19 protein-coding genes are annotated in these 19,631 nt (G+C 60.2%); 9 read left to right on the top strand and 10 right to left on the bottom strand.

Going from position 1 to position 19,631, the window contains the following annotated elements; translation table 11 throughout:
- Nucleotides 1-22 precede the first annotated feature (22 nt).
- The 8 genes from ACIPZE_RS00160 to ACIPZE_RS00125 all read right to left on the bottom strand — a co-directional run bounded on the left by ACIPZE_RS00160 (nt 23) and on the right by ACIPZE_RS00125 (nt 7,433).
- Entirely contained in the window at nt 23-1,048 is a 1,026-nt protein-coding gene (locus ACIPZE_RS00160) for an ABC transporter permease (RefSeq protein ID WP_400770419.1), read from the bottom strand.
- Entirely contained in the window at nt 1,041-2,597 is a 1,557-nt protein-coding gene (locus ACIPZE_RS00155) for a sugar ABC transporter ATP-binding protein (RefSeq protein WP_400770417.1), read from the bottom strand. Before ACIPZE_RS00155 ends, ACIPZE_RS00160 begins: the two co-directional genes overlap by 8 nt.
- A gap of 8 nt (nt 2,598-2,605) precedes the next feature.
- Nucleotides 2,606-3,277 carry a methionine ABC transporter permease gene (locus tag ACIPZE_RS00150; protein WP_400770415.1) on the bottom strand — a complete coding sequence of 224 codons (672 nt, stop codon included), beginning with the start codon at nt 3,275-3,277 and terminating at the stop codon, nt 2,606-2,608.
- Nucleotides 3,274-4,074 carry a methionine ABC transporter ATP-binding protein gene (locus tag ACIPZE_RS00145; RefSeq protein WP_400770413.1) on the bottom strand — a complete coding sequence of 267 codons (801 nt, stop codon included), beginning with the start codon at nt 4,072-4,074 and terminating at the stop codon, nt 3,274-3,276. The genes ACIPZE_RS00150 and ACIPZE_RS00145 overlap by 4 nt, the downstream gene beginning before the upstream one ends.
- Nucleotides 4,071-4,880 (bottom strand): MetQ/NlpA family ABC transporter substrate-binding protein, encoded by an 810-nt coding sequence (locus ACIPZE_RS00140; protein WP_400770411.1) that lies wholly within the window; start codon nt 4,878-4,880, stop codon nt 4,071-4,073. Before ACIPZE_RS00140 ends, ACIPZE_RS00145 begins: the two co-directional genes overlap by 4 nt.
- Nucleotides 4,881-4,907: 27 nt before the next feature.
- Nucleotides 4,908-5,954, bottom strand: coding sequence for an isopenicillin N synthase family dioxygenase (locus ACIPZE_RS00135; protein ID WP_400770410.1), 1,047 nt, complete (start codon nt 5,952-5,954; stop codon nt 4,908-4,910).
- A 1,007-nt stretch (nt 5,955-6,961) separates the two neighbouring features.
- A complete protein-coding gene (locus ACIPZE_RS00130; RefSeq protein WP_400770409.1) occupies nt 6,962-7,111 on the bottom strand; it encodes a hypothetical protein in 150 nt (49 codons plus the stop codon).
- Nucleotides 7,112-7,157: 46 nt separating this feature from the next.
- Nucleotides 7,158-7,433 (bottom strand): hypothetical protein, encoded by a 276-nt coding sequence (locus ACIPZE_RS00125; RefSeq protein ID WP_283436210.1) that lies wholly within the window; start codon nt 7,431-7,433, stop codon nt 7,158-7,160.
- Nucleotides 7,434-7,579: 146 nt separating this feature from the next.
- Here ACIPZE_RS00125 and ACIPZE_RS00120 point away from each other — a divergent pair, with 146 nt between their 5' ends.
- Entirely contained in the window at nt 7,580-8,416 is an 837-nt protein-coding gene (locus tag ACIPZE_RS00120; protein WP_283436209.1) for an AraC family transcriptional regulator, read from the top strand.
- Between the two features lie 55 nt (nt 8,417-8,471).
- On the top strand, nt 8,472-9,068 hold the full coding sequence (locus ACIPZE_RS00115; protein WP_400770408.1) for a LysE family translocator: 597 nt from the start codon (nt 8,472-8,474) through the stop codon (nt 9,066-9,068).
- Nucleotides 9,069-9,156: 88 nt separating this feature from the next.
- On the opposite strand, the gene ACIPZE_RS00110 is transcribed toward ACIPZE_RS00115, so the two are convergent.
- Complete coding sequence (locus ACIPZE_RS00110) at nt 9,157-9,930, bottom strand: AraC family transcriptional regulator (protein WP_283436207.1); 774 nt, start codon at nt 9,928-9,930, stop codon at nt 9,157-9,159.
- A 230-nt stretch (nt 9,931-10,160) separates the two neighbouring features.
- On the opposite strand from ACIPZE_RS00110, the gene ACIPZE_RS00105 reads away from it, so the two are divergent.
- From ACIPZE_RS00105 to ACIPZE_RS00075, 7 genes are all read left to right on the top strand, one after another.
- Complete coding sequence (locus ACIPZE_RS00105; protein WP_400770407.1) at nt 10,161-11,786, top strand: APC family permease; 1,626 nt, start codon at nt 10,161-10,163, stop codon at nt 11,784-11,786.
- 22 nt (nt 11,787-11,808) lie between these two features.
- The gene (locus ACIPZE_RS00100) at nt 11,809-12,735 is read left to right on the top strand and encodes a 4-hydroxyproline epimerase (protein ID WP_400770406.1); all 927 of its coding nucleotides are present in this window, start codon (nt 11,809-11,811) and stop codon (nt 12,733-12,735) included.
- Between the two features lie 55 nt (nt 12,736-12,790).
- On the top strand, nt 12,791-13,738 hold the full coding sequence (locus ACIPZE_RS00095) for a dihydrodipicolinate synthase family protein (protein ID WP_400770405.1): 948 nt from the start codon (nt 12,791-12,793) through the stop codon (nt 13,736-13,738).
- Between the two features lie 69 nt (nt 13,739-13,807).
- Nucleotides 13,808-15,400, top strand: a complete 1,593-nt coding sequence (locus ACIPZE_RS00090; RefSeq protein ID WP_400770404.1) for an aldehyde dehydrogenase (NADP(+)) — start codon at nt 13,808-13,810, stop codon at nt 15,398-15,400.
- Nucleotides 15,390-16,646 (top strand): FAD-dependent oxidoreductase, encoded by a 1,257-nt coding sequence (locus tag ACIPZE_RS00085; RefSeq protein WP_400770403.1) that lies wholly within the window; start codon nt 15,390-15,392, stop codon nt 16,644-16,646. Before ACIPZE_RS00090 ends, ACIPZE_RS00085 begins: the two co-directional genes overlap by 11 nt.
- A gap of 107 nt (nt 16,647-16,753) precedes the next feature.
- On the top strand, nt 16,754-17,803 hold the full coding sequence (locus ACIPZE_RS00080; protein WP_129394283.1) for an NAD(P)-dependent alcohol dehydrogenase: 1,050 nt from the start codon (nt 16,754-16,756) through the stop codon (nt 17,801-17,803).
- Between the two features lie 145 nt (nt 17,804-17,948).
- Entirely contained in the window at nt 17,949-18,644 is a 696-nt protein-coding gene (locus tag ACIPZE_RS00075) for a tRNA (adenine(22)-N(1))-methyltransferase (protein ID WP_400770402.1), read from the top strand.
- Nucleotides 18,645-18,839: 195 nt separating this feature from the next.
- On the opposite strand, the gene ACIPZE_RS00070 is transcribed toward ACIPZE_RS00075, so the two are convergent.
- The gene (locus ACIPZE_RS00070; protein WP_283436199.1) at nt 18,840-19,574 is read right to left on the bottom strand and encodes a hypothetical protein; all 735 of its coding nucleotides are present in this window, start codon (nt 19,572-19,574) and stop codon (nt 18,840-18,842) included.
- Nucleotides 19,575-19,631 lie beyond the last annotated feature (57 nt).

Here is a 19,631-nt window from a genome sequence, read left to right as displayed (position 1 = left end):
AACTTCCTTGAATGGAGGCGGCTCAGCGCGCTCGATGCGCGAGGCCGAAGGTGAACATCAGGGCCAGCACCAGCACCAGTCCCTTGACGAAATCCTGTGCGTAATACGGCGCGTTGAGCATGGTCAGGCCATTGAGCAACGACGCCACCAGCAGCGCGCCGACGAGGGTGCCAAACGCGTTGGGTTTCTTGGCGCCGAGCACAGCAAAACCGATCAGCGCCGCGCCCAGTGCATCCAGCACCAGGCCGTTACCGGAACTGACATCGCCACGGCCCAGGCGCGCCGCGAGCAACAGCCCACCGAGTGACGCCAGCACTGCCGAGAGCACGTACGCCAGCAACTTGAACCGCTGCACCGGCGCACCGGCCAGCCGCGCCGCCTGCTCGTTGCCGCCAATCGCATAGAACAACCGGCCAATGCGCGTACGTTCGAGAAACAGCCACACCGCAACAGCCACCACAGCGGTGATCAGCACCGGAATCGGCACCACGTCCCACAGCCGGCCGCGACCCAGAGCGAGGAACGCGGCGCTGAACGTCCCTTCGGTTTCTTCGCCGTTGGGCAAAGTCATGCCCACCGCAATCGAGCGCCCGCCCGTGGGAATCAACTGCACACCGATCACCAGAAACATGCTGCCGAGCGTCGCGAGAATGTCCGGCACCCGCAGTTTGACGATCAGCCAGCCGTTGAGCAGCCCGACCAGCGCGCCGCCCGCTAGGCTGATCAGCACCGCCGGCACGGCGCCCCAGCCGAGTACGACCATCACGTAACTGGCGATCATCAGACTCATCGCCGCCACCGCGCCAATCGACAGGTCGAGGCCGCCGACCGCCATGGTCAGCGTCACACCCAGCGCCAGCAGCGCCACGATCGACACCGATTGCAGGATGCTGAACAGATTGCCGACGCGCAGGAAGGCAGGCTCGGCGAAACTGAAAAACACCACGATCAGCGCCAGCAACCACAGCAGGCCATAGCGGATCAGCGCTTGCAGCAGAGGTTCGGCAGGTGCCGCGCGGGTCGATAACAGTGAACTCGAATCAGGCACTCGCTCTGCTCCTTGGCGTGGCTTGAGGGGGTTTTTCAAAGACATCGCTGCCGGCCAGGGCGCTGACCAGCTCGGCGCGATTGAGGCCCGCGCGCGGGTATTCGGCGACCACCGCGTGATCACGTACCAGTAGAATTCGATCGGCAATCTCGAGGGCTTCATCGACATCGGCGCAAATCACCAATGTCGCGCGACCGTGGGCGCTGTCGCGCAGCAGTTGGCCGATCTCGCGACGCGCACGCACGTCGACGCCCTGGAACGGCTCATCAAGGATCAATACCCGCCCCTCGCCGAGCAACCACCGGCCGAGCACGACTTTTTGTTGATTGCCGCCAGACAGCGCGGTCATCGGCACATCGATGCCGGCGGTCTTGATGCCGAGCGCCGCCACTTGCGCCTCGACTGCTGCGGCTTCAGCGCGATTGCGGATGAAGCCACCATGGGTAAAACGCTCAAGAAACGGCAAGGTCAGCGTGCGACGCAGGGAGAAGTCAGGCACCAGCGACTGGCTGGCACGGTCCTCGGCGGCAAAGAACACACCGCGCTGAATCGCCTCGCGTGGCGACCCGGCGAACCCTTCAACGCCATCCACTCGCAGCCAGCCCGACGCCGCTTGACGCAGACCGAACAGGACTTCGGCGATCTCGGTTTTACCGGCGCCCAACATCCCGGTCAGCACCACGACCTCGTTTTCATGCAGCGTCAGATCGAAGCGTTGCGTGCGCGGCAGGACTTTCAGTCCGTGCAACTGCACCACTTGCTGCCCCGCCACGCGCGGCGTGTAGGTATGCGCTTGCAGCGCTTGGCCGAGCATCGCGGTGACCGCCTCGGGCAACTGCCGCGCGGTGAACTCGCCGGCCAGTCGTCCATCACGCAGGACGATGGCGCGATCCGCCACACGTTGCAGGTCGGACAGGCGATGAGAAATGTAAACAATCGCCACGCCACGATCGCGCAAGGTGTCGATCAGGGCGAACAAGCGCTGCGCTTCGGCATCGGACAACGCCGCCGTCGGTTCATCGAGAATCAGCAGTCGCGGCTGCAAAGCAAAGGCTCGAGCCAGGACGACCAATTGCCGTTCGGCCTGACCGAGGTGTTCGATCGGCTGCTCCAGCGGCAAGGTCAGACCGAGGCCGGCCGCAATGCTCGCGGCGCGTGCCAGCAGGCGTTTGCGGTTGAGCCAGAAATCCGCGCCAGGCTTGCACAATTCATCGAGCAGGAGGTTCTCCGCCACACTCAAACCCGGTGCGATGCCTTCGTTGATCTGCTGATGCACGGCGACGATGCCGACCCTGCGCGCAGACAACGGCGAGCTGAAATGTCGAGGCTGACCGTCGACGCTGATCTCGCCAGCATCGGCGGTCTGGCTGCCCGCGAGAATCTTCACCAGAGTCGACTTGCCCGCGCCGTTGGCCCCGAGCAACGCCACCACTTCGGCGGGATAAATATCCAGGCTGACGCCGTCCAGCGCCCGGTTCGAAGCAAACGACTTGCTCAGCTCACGCACACGAATCAGCGGCTCGCAGGCCACAGCGACAGGCGCACTCATAAATTTCCTTAGCGGCGATGAGCCAGCGAACGCACCAACCGATCGCCCAGGCTCTGCACGCCTTGAACGAGGATGACCAACACCACGACGGTGGCAACCATGACTTCATTGTTGAAGCGCTGATAGCCGTAACGGATTGCCAGATCACCGAGCCCACCGCCACCGATCACCCCGGCCATCGAGGAGAATCCGATCAGCATCACCAGCGTCAATGTGATCCCGGCAAGCAACGCCGGCAGTGCTTCGGGCAACAGCACCTTAAAGATCACATGGCCGATGTCGCCGCCCATGGCGAGGATCGCTTCGATACGGCCCTTGTCGACTTCGTCCAAGGCGTTTTCAACGATGCGGGCGAAAAACGGAAACGCACCGATGGTGATCGGCACCACGGCGGCGGTACTGCCCAAGGTTTTACCGACCACCAAGCGGGTCAGCGGGATCAGCGCAATCAACATCACCACGAACGGCAATGAGCGGCCGAGATTGACCAAGGCACTCAGCGCCGCATTCAGACGTGGCATCGGGTAAAGCCCGCTGCGCCGACTGATAAACAGCAAGACGCCCAGCGGCAAGCCGATCAACAGCGTGAACAGCCCGGCGAGCAACACCATGTACAGGGTTTCACCGGTGGCGTTGAGCACCAGTTGGAGGATTTCATGCCAGTCGATCGAGCGGTTCATGATTGCGCCGCCCGTACGCCGTACTGTTTGAGGAAACTCAGCCCCGGCGCCGCATGCCCCAGCGGTAATCCGCAGGTCGGGCGCAGCGAACTGCCCAGGCTCGATTGTGGGTCGGCCATCAGCCGCGGTACCGGACCGGCTTCGACCAACCGGCCGTTGGCCATGAGCGCGGCGTGATCGCAGATCGATTTGACCACGTCGAGTTCATGGGTGATCAGCACAATGGTCAGGCCGAGTTGCCGATTGATATCGCGCAACAGTTCCAGAATCGACGCGGTGGTTTCCGGGTCGAGGGCGCTGGTCGCTTCGTCCGACAGCAAGTACGCCGGCTCCGCGGCCAACGCCCGGGCAATCCCCACGCGCTGTTTCTGGCCGCCGGACAATTGCGAAGGGAAAGCCTGTGCCTTGTCGCTCAAGCCGACCAGTTCCAGCAGCTCGCGCACCCGCACATGGCGCCACGGTTTGCCGACACTGGCGATTTCCAGCGGCACGGCGATGTTGTCGAAGACATTGCGCGAATGCAGCAGGTTGAAGCCCTGGAAGATCATGCCGATGCGTTGGCGTTGCGTGCGCAGGTCGCTGGCGGAGAGCGTCATCAGGTCAACGCCATCCAGCACAATCCGCCCGCTGTCCGGGCGTTCGAGCAGATTAAGGCAACGCAGCAGCGTCGATTTACCCGCCCCGCTGCGCCCGAGAATCCCGTAGACGGCGCCGTCGGGAATACTCAGCGAGACTTGATCGAGCGCCGGTTGCGACGCCGATGGATAGGTCTTGCTCAACTGCTCGACGTTGATCATGGCTTGCCGCCCGCCACCGGAATCACCGAACCGGCGAAGTTATCGGTGATGTACTTCGCCACTTGCGGTGAGGTCAGGTCCTTGGCCAGTTGCGCGATGCGTGGGTCGTTTTCCAGCTTTGGCGTGGTCACCAGAATATTCGCGTAAGGATTGTGCTCGGCCTTCTCCAGCCCCAGCGCATCCTTGGCCGGTACCAGCCCGGCATCGAGCGCGTAGTTGCCGTTGATCACCGCCAGATCGACGTCGTCCAGCGAGCGTGGAATCTGCGGCGATTCGATTTCGAGGATCTTCAGCTGTTTCGGGTTTTCGGCGATGTCCTTGGGCGTTGCCTGATCGGCGGCCGGATCGTTGAAGCCGGGTTTGAGTTTGATCAGGCCATTGTCCTGCAGCAGATACAGGGCGCGACTCAGGTTGGTGACGTTGTTGGGCACGGCGACCGTGCCCTTTGCCGGTACCTCGGCGAAGCTCTTGTAGCGGCGTGAGTAAATCCCCAGCGGCTCGATATGCACCGTGGCCGCCACTGCCAGTTTCTCACCGAGGGCCTGTTCCTGGGACTTCAGGTACGGCAGATGCTGGAAGTAATTGGCGTCGACATCACCGTGCACCAACAGCTCGTTGGAGTTCACGCCGTTGGGGATTTCGATGATCTTCAGGTTGAGTTGCGGATCGATTTTCTGGATGTACGCGAGGATCTGCGCGTGGGGCACCGGGTCGGCAGCCACGCGCAACGGTTCCAGCGCCTGCGCACCGAGCGACGTCACCAGTGCGCCGAGGACGGCCAGGGTCAAACCTGCTTGTTTCAACATGTCGAGAGTCCTTCAGCGAGTGATCAATCAGGCGGTTTTACGCGCCGGCACAGGTGGCAGCAGCGCGTCGGCATAGAAGCGTTGCGCGACATCCGGATGCGAGCGCAAACGCCCCTTGAGGTAGTTCCAGCCGACATCGCGAAACAATGGATTGAGCGGATCACTCGCTGGCCCGCGCGCCTCGCGCAACAGCGCCGTCGGCAGCGGATACAGCGGCACTGTGGCGTCGAGTTGTGCGCCGAGGAAGAAGGCGATGGACAGGCGCTCACTGCCTTCGGGCGGTGAAACCACCCGATGCACCGTGGCGCGCAAGTAGCCGTTGCTGGCGAGTTCAAGCAGTTCGCCAATATTCACCACCAAAGTGTTTTCCCGAGGCAGCGCATCGATCCAGCGCCCCTCTTCGACCTCGACTTGCAGACCGGCCTGCTGGTCTTGCAGCAGAAAGCTGAGGAAGCCGGAGTCCTTGTGCGCGCCAACGCCCTGATGGCTTGCCGCGGCGGACTGGCCGGGATAACGCATCAGCTTGATGTGTTCGTTGGGTTTGTCGCCGTACAACTGATCAAACGCATCGGCCCGTAACGACAGTGCCTGAGCGAAGGCGCGCAGCAGGTGCAAGGACATGCGCGTCATCGCCTGTTGCCAGTCGAGCAGCAAGGGTTTGAGTTCCGGCAATGCCGCCGGCCATTGATTGGGGCCTTGCAACCGCGCCCAAAACGGGCTGTCCGCGTCTAACGGCAAGGCTTCACGTTCGGCGCCCAGATCAAACTGTTCGCGTTGATCGGGTTGGCCACGGGTGATTTCCGAAGCGGCGCGGTTGTAGCCGCGAAAGTGTGGCGAGTTGATCATGCCGACGGCGTTTTTCTCGCTGTCGGGCAAGGCAAAAAATTGCCGGGCGTGATCCTGCACTTGTTTGAGTAGCGTGCTGTCGATGCCATGCCCGGTCAGATAGAAAAAACCGACATCGCGAGCGGCGTGGCGCAGGCTTTCAAGAAATTCGTAGCGCTGTTGCGCGGTGCCGTCGAACAACGAAAGGTCGAGCGTCGGCAACGTGGTGATATCGAGGGCATGCGGCATGATTCACTCCCGTGTGAATCAAACCTGAAGAACCTGTGATCGATTCAGCGTGTGCCGTCATGGCAATCGGGGGTCTATCGGTTTGATGCGTTGATTCGTCGTTGCAGACAAAACTAAACGATCTTAAAAATACCAATCCAATATCTTTTTCGCATTAGCTTAAGCCGATCCCTGTAGGAGCTGCCGCAGGCTGCGATCTTTTGATCTTGTCGTTTTAAAAACAACATCAAAAGATCGCAGCCTGCGGCAGCTCCTACAAGGAGGGGTCAGGCGCGGGGGCGTTGGCTGCGCTGTTCGGCGCTGGCAAAGACTGCGAAAAAGACAATTCCTACTTTTGACAGTTTTACACAACAAAAAAACCCGTTTCAGCATAAGACTGAAACGGGTTTTCCCCACTGGGACGTTCGTTACTTCAGATCGTCAAAGTGGTCTCGCAGGAATTCGTAAAAGCTCAATGCTTTAAACGATCTCCATACGAGGCTCAGCGTACGCAGCAAATGCTTCATACGTTTTGGCCTCCAGGCTAGGGGGCCAAACCTCCAGCAGACTTACCGGATCATGCCTGCTTTCGGCTGCACGTCGGAGCAGCTAGTGAGGCGGCCGGTTGGATCCCCTCCGACCCATCATTCCGGCACGGGTGCAAAACCGTGTCAGAGGGCATGAAATCGTTAAGTGCCAGCCAAACCTCACCGATACACAAACATGAGAGCGGCGCCATCATACCTCTCAAATCCCAGGTTCTAGGCAGAGTAATTCCCAGCCATTGTAAAATGTTATTTCCGTCAGCTTTTCTTTCGATTAACTCACAACAAATAAACCAGTTGAAAACAAATTCTTCATTGCAAGAACGCACAAAGGCTCATACCATAAGTGCACGTCGGAGCAGCTAGTGAAGCTCCAAACCCCGGCCGCAAACCGAGGTTTACAAAAAGAACCGCCCCGCAAAGGCGGTTTTTTTTCGCCTGCAATTCCGCGCTTTCTGTTCACGCAGCAGGGTTAAGGAAAGATCACAACGTCCGCGCCCAGGCCTGGGTCATGGCGCCAAGCAGTTGTTTTTGCTGTGGCTCGGGCAAGCGTTCGAGCATGGCGACAATCTGTTCGCGGGAAGCTTTTTCCAGCGGGGCGAGAATCTCGCGGCCCAGATCAGTCAGGTGCAACTGGGCCGCGCGGGCGTCGGTGGGCGAAGGGACTTTGTGGATCAGGCTATTTGCACTTGGCCAACACCACTTGACAGGTATTCGGCGTGCCTCCGGAGCGTCCGGCGTAGCGGATGCAGTTGTTCATCGATTTCTGTCGCGCCATGTTCAGGCTGGAGCCCCATGCCAGACCACCCTCGCCCACAGTCGGCAACGCTTTGGCATAACAGCTGTCGCCGACGCCTGAGGGTGGATAATGCTTACGGTTCGAGCAGCCTGCGGTCAGCGTCAGGCTAAGGGTGATCAGGGTATACAGGACCCAGAGCGAGCGTCGGTCGATCATTGTGTTGCACCTGTCGCTAAAGGGTCGTGTGCCGTTGAGTCTAGCCGTTTGCCCTGGCCTTTCTGCACAAATCTTCTAAACGTCCACCTGCATTGCGCGGTATTTTATGAGGCCGCATTTTTCAAAGCCGAGCCCTGGAGCCTTCCGTGGATAAACGCAACTGGATCGATCTGTCCCAGGATGTCGATACCGGGATTGAATCGATTCGCGCTCACTTTGAAGGGCATGCCTACGACCCGCATTGGCATGACAGCTTTCTCGTCGGAGTGACTGAGCAAGGCGTTCAGCAGTTCAATTGCCGCCGCGTGCGCCATCGCAGTACGCCAGGCCAGGCAATCTTGCTGGAACCGGGAGAGATTCACGATGGCCATGCGCCAACCGAGGACGGCTTTACCTATTCGATGCTGTACCTCGACCCGCATTGGCTGGAGCGCGAAATGCACGCACTGTTCGAAGACGCGCCGTCCGACAGCCAGCCCGGTTTTGCCGACACCTTGAGCCAGGACTCGCGTCTGGCCACCGCCATTCATCAGGCCTTCCACGCACTGCATGACGGCGACTTGCGCATCGTTCGCCAAACCGCCATCGATGGCCTGCTGGGCTCGCTCACTGGCCATCTCGCCTGGCGCAGGCGTCAGGATTTCGATCCGCGTCTGCCGATGGTGGCCCAAGTGGCGCGGGATTATCTGCATGCGCATACCTATGAAGACATTGGTCTCGATGACCTCGCGCGCGTTTGCGGGGTGGATCGTTTTCGTCTGAGCCGTGCCTTCAAGGCAGCTTTCGGTCTCGCGCCGCACGCTTACCTGATCCAGCTTCGTTTGGCCAAGGCACGGCAGTTGCTGGCACGCGGTGAAACACCGGCGCAGGTTGCCAGCGTGCTCGGTTTTGCCGATCAAAGTCACTTGGGCCGCTGGTTTCGCCGCGCTTACCAACTGACACCGGCGGACTACCGCAAGCGCTGCTCAAACCTTCCAGACTGACGCCCGCCAACTGACGATCATGGCTTCCTGTTTTGACTCTCAGGGAATCCGAATCATGGCGTCATTGTTGCCCTTCCTGCTGTTTGCTTTCGTTGCTTCGATCACGCCGGGGCCGACCAACATCCTCGTGTTGAGCCACAGCTCGCGCCAAGGTTTGCTCGCCACGCTACCGATTATTTTGGGTGCGTGCGCGGCAGCTGCATTGATCGTTCTGGTGGTGGGTCTCGGCGCCGGCGAAACATTGCTGCGCTTTCCACGTGTGCAGCAAGCCATGGCCTGGGGCGGTGTGCTCTGGTTGAGTTGGCTGGCATGGCAGATCTTTCGCAGTGCACCGCCATCGCTGAACCCGGCGGATACGCAAGAAAAAGGCATCAGCGTTGTCGGTGCGGCCATGCTGCAACTGGTCAACCCCAAGGTGTGGATGATGGCCGTGGCGGTGGTCAGCGTATTTCTCGGCGGCGGCGACAAGACGCTGCAGTTGTTGGTGTTGTCACTGGCGTTCCTGTTGGTGTCTTTGCCGTGCATGACGCTCTGGGCGCTGCTTGGCGTGGGCAGCAGACGATTGATCGGAACACCGCAAGCGTTCAAGCGCATGAACGCAGTCCTGGCGCTGTTGCTGCTGCTGTCGGCATGGCTCACCATCCTCGCCTGAATATCCCCTGTAGGAGCTGCCGCAGGCTGCGATCTTTTGATGTTGTTTTTAAAAAGACAGATCAAAAGATCGCAGCCTGCGGCAGCTCCTACAGGGGTGAGGTGGCTTGGCGATATTGGCGGGGGGTGAAGCCGGTCGAGGCCTTGAACTGGCGAGTGAAGGCACTGTGATCGGTGTAGCCGCACTGCAATGCAACGTCGGTGATCGGCAGGTCGGTGTGCAGCAGGCGATGGGCGTGCTCCAGGCGCACTTTCTGGATCATCTGCCGTGGCGTCAGGTGAAACACGCGCTTGCAGTAGCGCTCCAGTTGCGCGACTGAAATACCGGCGATTTTAGTCAGCTCGCCGAGGGTCACGCGCCGATTGAAATGCGCGCGAATGTGCTCGTCGACAGCAGCCAGTCGCTGGAACGCCGGGTGGGTTTCACTGGCCGATTGCAGATCGACCGAAATGCCTGCGAGGCCGATGATCTCGCCATCGCGGTTGTACAGCGGCTGTTTATGAGTCAGGCACCAGCCGGGCTCACGGCTGCCATACAGGTGCAGTTCAAGCTGATCCTCCAGCACAAACCCTTCCTCCAGCACCTTGCGATCCTGCTCGGTGTAACCAGGCCCCAGTTGCGCCGGGAACACCTGCGCGCTGGTTTTGCCGAGCAACGGGCGCAAGTCCTTCAGGCCGCAACGCTGCACCAGCGTGCGGTTGGCCAACACATAACGTGCCTGCATGTCCTTGATGAAAATCGCCGCATTGGGGATCACGTCGAGCATCGGCAACAGCAGCGCTGCGCCGGCCAACAGCTCTGCAAGCGTCTGAGGACGATGACCGTCATGACCCTGGGCCAGGATCGAAAACGCGCTTTGCATCGAAAGTCTCCCCTGCTGATCAATCGGCCAAGTGTCCGCGCTGCGGCCGTCGCGTGCAGATTGCAGCATCGTCAAAGGCCTGTCGAGCGGCACGTTTGTTCTACGCAATTGTGCTGATTTCGTCATCGATCCCGAAGCAAAACATCAATCGCCGACCTGGCGATCGGTTCAAAGTCTGGCCGTCCCAGTGACACAACTGCCTATCCAATAACTCACAAGAAGGCGATGCCATGTCAGGCCAAGGCAAGTTCAAAAAACAGCTTTCACTGATCGACCTCACATTTATCGGGCTGGGAGCGATTTTCGGTTCCGGCTGGTTGTTCGCGGCCAGTCATGTGTCCGCGATTGCCGGGCCGGCGGGGATTTTCTCTTGGCTGCTGGGCGGTTTTGCCGTGTTGTTGCTGGGCATTGTTTACTGCGAACTGGGCGCGGCATTGCCACGTGCCGGCGGCGTGGTGCGTTACCCGGTCTACTCGCACGGGCCGCTGCTGGGTTACCTGATGGGTTTCATCACGCTGATCGCCTTTTCCAGTCTGGTGGCGATCGAAGTGGTTGCCTCGCGCCAATACGCAGCAGCGTGGTTTCCCGGCCTGACCAAGGCTGGCAGCGGCGACCCGACCATGCTCGGCTGGATGCTCCAGTTCGCCCTGCTTTGTGTGTTTTTCCTGCTCAATTATCGCAGCGTGAAGACCTTCGCCAAGGCCAACAACCTGATCAGCGTGTTCAAGTTCATCGTGCCGCTGCTGGTGATTGGCGTGCTGTTCACCTTCTTCAAACCGGCTAACTTCCAGGTGCAAGGTTTCGCGCCGTTCGGCTTGTCCGGTGTAGAGATGGCAGTGTCGGCAGGTGGCGTCATTTTCGCGTATCTGGGCCTGACGCCGATCATCTCGGTGGCCAGCGAAGTGAAAAATCCGCAGCGCACCATTCCCATCGCGCTGATCCTTTCGGTGCTGCTCTCGACCCTGATCTACGTGCTGCTGCAAATGGCGTTCCTCGGCAGCATTCCGACGGAAATGCTCGCCAACGGCTGGGCTGGCATCAGCAAGGAATTTGCCCTGCCGTATCGCGACATCGCGCTGGCGCTGGGCGTCGGCTGGCTGGCGTATCTGGTCGTCGCCGACGCAGTGATCTCGCCGAGCGGTTGCGGCAACATCTACATGAACGCCACCCCGCGCGTGATCTACGGCTGGGCGCAGACCGGAACCTTCTTCAAAGTCTTCACCCACATCGATGAGAAGTCCGGCATCCCGCGTCCGGCGCTGTGGCTGACCTTCGCCCTGTCGGTGTTCTGGACCCTGCCGTTCCCGTCGTGGGAAGCGTTGATCAATGTGGTTTCCGCCGCACTGGTATTGAGCTACGCCGTAGCGCCGGTTTCCGTGGCCGCGTTGCGCCGCAATGCACCGAACATGCCGCGCCCGTTCCGGGTCAAGTGCATGGGCGTGCTCGGGCCGGTGTCGTTCATCATCGCCGCGCTGATCGTTTACTGGTCGGGCTGGAGCACGGTGTCGTGGCTGCTCGGCCTGCAAATCCTGATGTTCGTTGTGTACCTGCTCTGCGGTCGTTTCGTGCCGACTGCTCACCTCAATCTGCTCAGCCAGGTGCGCTCCTCGGCGTGGCTGATCGCCTTCTACGCGGTGACCATCGTGCTGTCGAAACTCGGCACTTTCGGTGGCCTGGGCATCCTCGCTCATCCGTTCGACACAATCGTCGTCGCTGCTTGCGCAACCGGCATCTATTACTGGGGCGCCGCGACTGGAGTGCCGGCGCACCTGCTACGTCTGGAGGAGGACGATGAAGAAAGCGAAGTCGCCGCCCGCGCCTCGACCGTGTCTGCGCGCCCTGCCGGCGCCTACTGAAATCACCCAACGGGACACACTCATGAAACGCGTACACGTCATTGATTCCCACACCGGCGGTGAGCCCACGCGCCTGGTAATGAATGGTTTCCCCGATCTGCCCGGCAACAGCATGGTGGAAAAGCGCGATGCCCTGCGCAATCAGCATGACGCCTGGCGCCGTGCCTGCCTGCTGGAACCGCGCGGCAACGACGTGCTGGTCGGTGCGCTGTATTGCGAGCCGGTCTCGGCGGATGCCACGTGCGGAGTGATCTTCTTCAACAACGCCGGTTATCTCGGCATGTGCGGCCACGGCACCATCGGCCTGATCAACTCGCTGCAGTACCTGGGGAAAATCGCCCCGGGCTTCCACAAGATCGACACCCCGGTCGGCGCGGTCAGCGCCACGTTGCATGACGACGGAAGCGTCACGCTGGGCAACGTCCCGGCTTATCGGCACCGCAAACAGGTGCCGGTGGATGTTCCGGGATTCGGCCGGGTATTCGGCGATATCGCCTACGGCGGCAACTGGTTTTTCCTCGTCTCCGAGCACGGCCAGACGCTTTCCATGGACAACGTCGAACACCTCACCGCCTACACCTGGGCGATGCTCAAAGCCCTCGAAGACCAAGGCATTTACGGCGAAGACGGCGCCGTTATCGACCACATCGAACTGTTCGCCGATGACGCCAACGCCGACAGCCGCAACTTCGTCATGTGCCCCGGCAAAGCCTACGACCGCTCCCCGTGCGGCACCGGCACCAGCGCCAAACTCGCCTGCCTCGCCGCCGACGACAAGCTGCAACCCGGCGCACGCTGGGTGCAGGCAAGCATCACCGGCAGCCAGTTCGAAGGTCGCTACGAATGGCAAGGCGAGCGCATCCGGCCGTTCATCACCGGCCGCGCCTACATGACCGCCGACAGCACCTTGCTGATCGACGAAGCAGATCCGTTCGCGTGGGGCATCTGAGCTGCCGCGCGGACTTTTCACCTCAATTTGAATGATGTGCCAAGGAGTTAAACCAATGAGCGACAACATCTTCACCGGTTGCATGCCGGCCCTGATGACCCCGTGCACCGCCCAGCGCAAACCGGACTTCGATGCGCTGGTGGCCAAGGGTCGCGAGCTGATCGATATCGGCATGAGTGCCGTGGTTTATTGCGGCTCCATGGGTGACTGGCCGCTGCTGACCGAAGCCGAGCGTCAGGAAGGCGTGGCGCGCTTGGTCGCAGCGGGGATCCCAACGATTGTCGGGACCGGCGCAGTCAACACTCGCGAAGCGGTCGCCCATGCAGCGCACGCGGCAGAAGTCGGCGCGCAGGGTCTGATGGTGATTCCCCGCGTACTGTCCCGGGGTGCTTCGGCGGCTGCGCAGAAAGCCCACTTCGCGGCGATCCTGCAAGCGGCGCCGAACTTGCCGGCGGTGATCTACAACAGCCCTTACTACGGCTTCGCCACCCGCGCCGAGCTGTTTTTCGAACTGCGTCGTGAATACCCGAACCTGATTGGTTTCAAGGAATTCGGCGGTGGCGCCGACCTGCGTTACGCCGCTGAAAACATCACCTCCAAGGACGATAGCGTGACCTTGATGGTCGGCGTCGATACGCAAGTGGTGCACGGTTTCGTCAACTGCAACGCCACCGGCGCGATCACCGGGATCGGCAACGCCCTGCCCCGCGAAGTGCTGCAACTGGTAGCACTGAGCAAGAAAGCGGCCCAGGGTGATGCGAAGGCACGACGTCAGGCGCGTGAGCTGGAGTCGGCACTGGCCGTGCTGTCGTCGTTCGATGAAGGCTGCGATCTGGTGCTGTATTACAAGCATCTGATGGTGCTCAACGGCGACAAGGAATACACCCTGCACTTCAACGAAACCGATGCGCTGAGCGATTCGCAACGGCGTTATGCCGAGAAGCAGTACTCGCTGTTCCGTCACTGGTACGAGAACTGGTCAGCCGAGCAGAACTTCGCCTGAACCATGCATTCGCCTGCCGCGAGGTTTTTGCCTCACGGCGGGCATCACTTCTTTTATCAGGAACAGACCATGACTCTGACGGGCCATATGTTGATCGGGCAGCACACTGTCGCGGGCAATCGCGAAGCCATTCGAGGGATCAACCCGGCCACCGACGCTGTGTTGGAGCCGGCGTATGCCGGTGGATCGGCCGAGCATGTGGAACAGGCTTGCGCGCTGGCTTCGGCGGCGCTCGACGCTTACCGCGAAACAACCCTCAGTGCCCGTGCCGAATTTCTGCAAAGCATTGCCGAGGAAATCGAAGCCCTCGGCGATGAATTGATCGAGCGTGCACACGCCGAAACCGGCCTGCCGCGCCCGCGTTTGCAGGGTGAACGTGGCCGCACGTGCCAGCAACTGCGCCTGTTCGCGCGCACCGTGCTTGCCGGTGAGTGGCTGGACGTGCGCGTCGACACCGCGCAACCGCAACGCCAGCCGCTGCCGCGTTCGGACTTGCGCCAACGGCAGATCCCCCTGGGACCGGTGGCCGTATTTGGCGCGAGCAATTTCCCCCTGGCGTTCTCGGTGGCCGGTGGCGATACCGCTTCGGCATTGGCCGCCGGTTGCCCGGTTGTGGTCAAGGCACACAGCGCGCATCCCGGCACCAGCGAGTTGGTCGGTGGCGCAATCGCCCGGGCGATCAAGGCCTGCGGTTTGCCGGAGGGCGTGTTTTCGTTGCTGTACGGTTCCGGGCGTGAAGTCGGTATTGCGCTGGTCAGCGACCCGCGCATCAAAGCCGTGGGCTTCACCGGTTCGCGCAGTGGTGGTCTGGCGTTGCTGCAAGCGGCGCAGGCACGTCCCGAACCGATTCCGCTGTACGCGGAAATGAGTTCGATCAATCCGGTGCTGCTGTTCCCGGCGGCGTTGCACAACCGTGCGCGGGCACTGGCCGAAGGATTTGTTGGCTCGCTGACGTTGGGTGCAGGGCAGTTCTGTACCAATCCGGGCTTGGTGATTGCACGCAAGGGGCCTGCGCTGGACAGTTTCATTGAGGCCGCCGCTGAGCAGATAAAACGTCAAGCGGCGCAGACTATGCTCACACCGGGGATCTTCAAGGCCTACGAGTCGGCAGTGAATACGCTGGCCGAAAACAGCGCTGCGCATATTGCCGCGCAGGGGCAGATCGGCAGCGGCCCGAACCAGGGTCAGGCGCATTTGTTCGTCACTGACGCCGCCGATTTCCTCGCCGATCACAACCTGCAAGCCGAGGCTTTTGGTGCGGCGGCGTTGATTGTGCAATGCGCCAGCGATGATGAAATCCGTCAGGTCACCGAGCAACTGGAAGGCCAGTTGACCGCCACCCTGCACCTTGATGACGCCGACCTTGAGCAGGCCCGCGTACTGTTGCCGATACTGGAGCGCAAGGCCGGACGGCTGTTGGTCAACGGTTGGCCTACGGGCGTGGAAGTCTGCGATGCGATGGTTCACGGTGGGCCTTTCCCGGCGACGTCAGACGCGCGCACAACGTCGGTCGGTACGGCGGCAATCCTGCGTTTCCTGCGCCCGGTCTGCTATCAGGACTTCCCCGACAGCCTGCTGCCCAGCGCGCTGCAACAGGCCAATCCGCTGCACTTGAGCCGCCTGCTCGATGGGCACAGGGAAGCACTTGCACATGCCGAATAACGCTCATGACATCGCCGTAGTCGGTGCCGGAATCATCGGCGTTTCCTGCGCCTTGCGCCTCGCACGCCAGGGACTGCGCGTGGTGGTGATCGATCAACAGGATCCGGGCCACGGCGCCTCGTTCGGCAACGCCGGGCACCTGGCGACCGAGCAGGTTTTTCCGATTGCCGACGTGTCGATTCTCAAGCGCTTGCCGGCGATGCTGATGGACCCGATGGGGCCGTTGCGACTGGATTGGAAATACCTGCCGCGCGCCCTGCCCTGGTTCACCCGGCTGTTGCTGAATTTGCGTTCAGAACCCTTTGGCAAAACCGTCGCCGGCTTGCGCGCACTCAATGAAAGCAGTCTGGCGGCCTGGCAGCGCCTGCTCGCTGACATCTCGCGGCCCGATCTGTTGAAAGTCGACGGCTCGTTGCTGGTGTTTGAAAAACCCGAATCGCGTCAGGCCATCGCAGCACTCCAGACGCGCCTGCATCAACAACAAGTGCCCGTAAATTTCTGGCAGGCCGCTGCGGTGCATGAAACCGCGCCGCAACTCAGCGAGCGGATTCAGGGCGGCCTGTTCTTCCCGCGCACCGGGCATTTCATCGATCCGTATCGCGTGGTGACCGAACTGGTCGAAGCGGCCAAGGCCAGCGGCGTCAGTTTCGTCAAACAGCAGGTTCAGGGCGGTTTTGTGCAGGAACACGGCGTGTCGTTGATCACCGGCAGCGGAGGTTTCAAAGCGCGCCGCGTACTGATCGCCTGCGGTGCGCATTCGGCGAAACTTACCGCCGCACTCACCGGCAAAAAAGTGCCGCTAGACACCGAGCGCGGTTATCACCTGATGCTGCCTCACGAACACAACCGCTTGCCCTTCCCAGTCACCTCGCTGGAGCGCAAGTTCATCATGACGCCGATGTCTGAGGGATTGCGGTTGGCGGGCACCGTCGAGTTCGCCGGACTGCAGAAGCCGCCAAGCATGGAGCGCGCGTGGCAACTGCATCGATTGAGTCAGGGTTTGTTCCGTAAGGATTTGAGCGCTGACAACGCCACACCGTGGATGGGTTTTCGGCCATCGTTGCCGGATTCGTTGCCGGTGATCGATCAGGTGTGCGACGGCAAGGTGCTGCTCGCGTTCGGGCATCAGCATCTGGGGCTGACGCAGGCGGCGGTGACGGCGGAGATGATTGTGCAGATGGCTTCGCCGCACAGTCAGCCCGATGATCTCCCTGACCACAAACCGTATGCGCTGGATCGCTTTTGACGGCGTTTTCTCACAGGATCAGGCAAGCATTGCACAGGATTGCACTACTCCCCGATCCTGAATAACCGCAAGAATGGCCATCCGACACACCGATTGAGGATGTTCCCATGCTTGTAAAAGCCTATGGTGCCCACGCTGGCGACAAACCCCTGGAGCCGATGCAGATCGAGCGCCGCGCGCCGGCGGCGCATGACGTGCAGATCGATATCGCTTTCTGCGGCATCTGCCATTCGGACCTGCACCAGGTGCGTGCCGAGTGGGCAGGCACGCAGTTTCCTTGTGTACCGGGGCACGAGATCGTTGGTCGTGTTGCGGCCGTCGGCGCGCATGTCGCCGATTACAAGGTCGGCGATCTGGTCGGTGTCGGCTGTATCGTCGACAGCTGCAAACATTGCGACGACTGCGAAACCGGTCTGGAAAACTACTGCGACGGCATGATCGGCACCTACAATTTTCCGACCCCGGATGCACCGGGCTGGACGCTTGGCGGCTACGCGCAAAATATCGTCGTGCACGAACGTTACGTCTTGCGCATCCGTCATCCCGAAGCGCAACTGGCCGCCGTCGCGCCGCTGCTGTGCGCGGGCATCACCACCTATTCGCCGCTGCGCCAATGGCACGCCGGCCCCGGCAAGAAAGTCGGCGTGGTCGGCATCGGTGGTTTGGGCCACATGGGCATCAAACTCGCCCACGCGATGGGCGCGCATGTCGTCGCCTTCACCACTTCCGAGTCCAAGCGTGAAGCGGCAAAAGCGCTTGGCGCCGATGAGGTGGTGGTGTCGCGCAATGCCGAAGAAATGGCGGCGCACACCAAGAGCTTCGACCTCATCCTCAACACCGTGGCGGCGCCGCACGATCTCGATGCATTCCTGGTGTTGCTCAAGCGCGATGGTGCGTTGACGCTGGTCGGTGCGCCCGCCTCACCACACCCGTCGCCGAACGTCTTCAACCTGATCATGAAGCGCCGCACGATTGCCGGCTCGATGATCGGCGGCATTCCCGAGACTCAGGAAATGCTCGATTTCTGTGCCGAGCACGGCATTGTTTCCGACATCGAACTGATCCGCGCCGATCAGATCAACGCGTCTTACGAGCGGATGCTCAAGGGCGATGTGAAGTATCGCTTCGTGATCGATAACGCGACGTTGGCCGGCTGACGCGCAGGCCCATTGGCAGCCATCGGTTGCCCATGGGCCTGGGCAATTCCGTCGCCGGGATTTGACAGGCCGGACGTTGCTCGCCAGAGTCGCACCCCTTTTCCAGCCAAACATGCCGCACGGTTGTGGCGAACAGGGGTTGTCGTTGAACCAGAACACGTTGTCCATGCGCCTGGAGCGCGTCGCCACTCACATACCCGATGGCGCGCGCCTGGCCGATATCGGCTCGGATCATGGCTACCTGCCGGTGGCACTGATGCGCCGTGGCGCAATCACCGCGGCGGTGGCTGGCGAAGTGGCGCTGACGCCGTTTCATGCAGCCCAACGCACCGTTCGCGAGAACCACCTCGACGCGCACATCAGCGTGCGCCAGGCCAACGGGCTGGCGGCGATCAAGCCTGAAGACCGGATTAGCGCAATCAGCATTTGCGGTATGGGCGGCGAAACCATCCGCGACATCCTCGAACACGGCAAGGCCCACCTCAGCGGCGGCGAACGCCTGATCCTGCAACCCAATGGTGGCGAACAACCGCTGCGCCTGTGGTTGATGGAAAATGGCTACCGTATTCTCAGCGAGGAAGTGCTGCGCGAAAGCCGTTTCGACTACGAAATCATCGTTGCCGAACGCGCCGGGCCGGTGACTTACACCGACCAGGAACTGTACTTCGGCCCCTTGCAGATGCAGGCCCGCAGCCCCGAGTTCCTGATCAAGTGGCAGCACAAACTTCGCCACAAGCAGAAGACCCTGAGCCAGATCACTCGTGCCGAACGGGCCTTGCCGCAGGAAAAGGTGGAGAGCCTTGCCCGGCAAGTACGGTGGATTAACGAACTGTTGATTTGATTTTGTGCAAGTCGTTTGCGATGGCGGTACTCAAGACGCGATCTATCGCCAGATTTATGTGTTCGTGGACTGTAAAACCACTCAACAGTCAGCACAAACGATCAGCAAAACCAGGATGACTATTTTTGGCCAAGAACCCGAAAAATCACGTCTTAAGTTATCGTTCTTTACATTAATTAACAACACGTTTCATCATTACGTTTCATCAGCTTCCTTTGATGCTGCATGCGCACACTCGCTTACGTATAAGGCATACGTATCAACCAGCCTGTGAAAATAGCCAAAGGAGAAACGAAGTGTCTTAATCGAAACTTTGTACTCCTTACCGGCCTGATATCCGCCTACATGAGCGTAGCAATTCCTGGCACTTAGCAAGGCCTCATAGAACTTAACTTCCTTATCATGAGGCCCGGGAAGAGGTAACTCAAATAACACATTACACATTCGTACAACTTGGGCTGGATCGTGAAGCGTTTTAGCCTTAAGCTTGGCAACAAGATCCTCACCTACTGGATTCTTCTTTAAACCCAGATAACTTCTATCACGGCCACCCAACCTCTCCAAATTCTTGATTGCCTTGCTGACGAGCACCTGCGACTGGCAGCACAATAGCAGCAGATCATGAACCAAACCTTCATATGCTGACAACATCCCCACCAGTAGTGTGCCTCGAGAAAATCTATCCTCAGGTTCATCATCAAGCGATGACAAAAGTTTTTCCAGCGACGCAACATTTGATTTGTAAATCTCAATTTTTGCCGGAAAATCAAACAGCACATCGAACCATGCAAATGCCTTTTCGTATGCTTCGCTTTGTATTTCATCAAGTCGAATTAATTCTTCGAGCTCCGCTTCAAGAGCATCAAGCTCTTTCATTGATTCGTCTGAGTCGAAATCAAAATCTTCATCCAAGTCAATATACTCTGACATAGTCCATCCTTAAGTTTTAGTCAAAACACCAAGCCACTTTTATTTGTAGATTTATGC

Source organism: Pseudomonas sp. NPDC089741 (genome assembly GCF_044748825.1).
GTDB classification, from domain to species: Bacteria; Pseudomonadota; Gammaproteobacteria; order Pseudomonadales; family Pseudomonadaceae; genus Aquipseudomonas; species Aquipseudomonas helmanticensis.
The sequence above is the reverse complement of the archived record's forward strand: the minus strand, read 5'-3'. Positions and strand labels throughout refer to the sequence as shown.

What these genes read in the sequence shown, in the direction of transcription:
- ACIPZE_RS00155 (WP_400770417.1), bottom strand. Translation starts at nt 2,597, where the DNA reads ATGAGTGCGCCTGTCGCTGTGGCCTGCGAGCCGCTGATTCGTGTGCGT.
- ACIPZE_RS00150 (WP_400770415.1), bottom strand. Translation starts at nt 3,277, where the DNA reads ATGAACCGCTCGATCGACTGGCATGAAATCCTCCAACTGGTGCTCAAC.
- ACIPZE_RS00145 (WP_400770413.1), bottom strand. Translation starts at nt 4,074, where the DNA reads ATGATCAACGTCGAGCAGTTGAGCAAGACCTATCCATCGGCGTCGCAA.
- ACIPZE_RS00140 (WP_400770411.1), bottom strand. Translation starts at nt 4,880, where the DNA reads ATGTTGAAACAAGCAGGTTTGACCCTGGCCGTCCTCGGCGCACTGGTG.
- ACIPZE_RS00135 (WP_400770410.1), bottom strand. Translation starts at nt 5,954, where the DNA reads ATGCCGCATGCCCTCGATATCACCACGTTGCCGACGCTCGACCTTTCG.
- ACIPZE_RS00125 (WP_283436210.1), bottom strand. Translation starts at nt 7,433, where the DNA reads ATGATCGACCGACGCTCGCTCTGGGTCCTGTATACCCTGATCACCCTT.
- ACIPZE_RS00115 (WP_400770408.1), top strand. Translation starts at nt 8,472, where the DNA reads ATGGCGTCATTGTTGCCCTTCCTGCTGTTTGCTTTCGTTGCTTCGATC.
- ACIPZE_RS00110 (WP_283436207.1), bottom strand. Translation starts at nt 9,930, where the DNA reads ATGCAAAGCGCGTTTTCGATCCTGGCCCAGGGTCATGACGGTCATCGT.
- ACIPZE_RS00105 (WP_400770407.1), top strand. Translation starts at nt 10,161, where the DNA reads ATGTCAGGCCAAGGCAAGTTCAAAAAACAGCTTTCACTGATCGACCTC.
- ACIPZE_RS00100 (WP_400770406.1), top strand. Translation starts at nt 11,809, where the DNA reads ATGAAACGCGTACACGTCATTGATTCCCACACCGGCGGTGAGCCCACG.
- ACIPZE_RS00095 (WP_400770405.1), top strand. Translation starts at nt 12,791, where the DNA reads ATGAGCGACAACATCTTCACCGGTTGCATGCCGGCCCTGATGACCCCG.
- ACIPZE_RS00090 (WP_400770404.1), top strand. Translation starts at nt 13,808, where the DNA reads ATGACTCTGACGGGCCATATGTTGATCGGGCAGCACACTGTCGCGGGC.
- ACIPZE_RS00085 (WP_400770403.1), top strand. Translation starts at nt 15,390, where the DNA reads ATGCCGAATAACGCTCATGACATCGCCGTAGTCGGTGCCGGAATCATC.
- ACIPZE_RS00080 (WP_129394283.1), top strand. Translation starts at nt 16,754, where the DNA reads ATGCTTGTAAAAGCCTATGGTGCCCACGCTGGCGACAAACCCCTGGAG.
- ACIPZE_RS00070 (WP_283436199.1), bottom strand. Translation starts at nt 19,574, where the DNA reads ATGTCAGAGTATATTGACTTGGATGAAGATTTTGATTTCGACTCAGAC.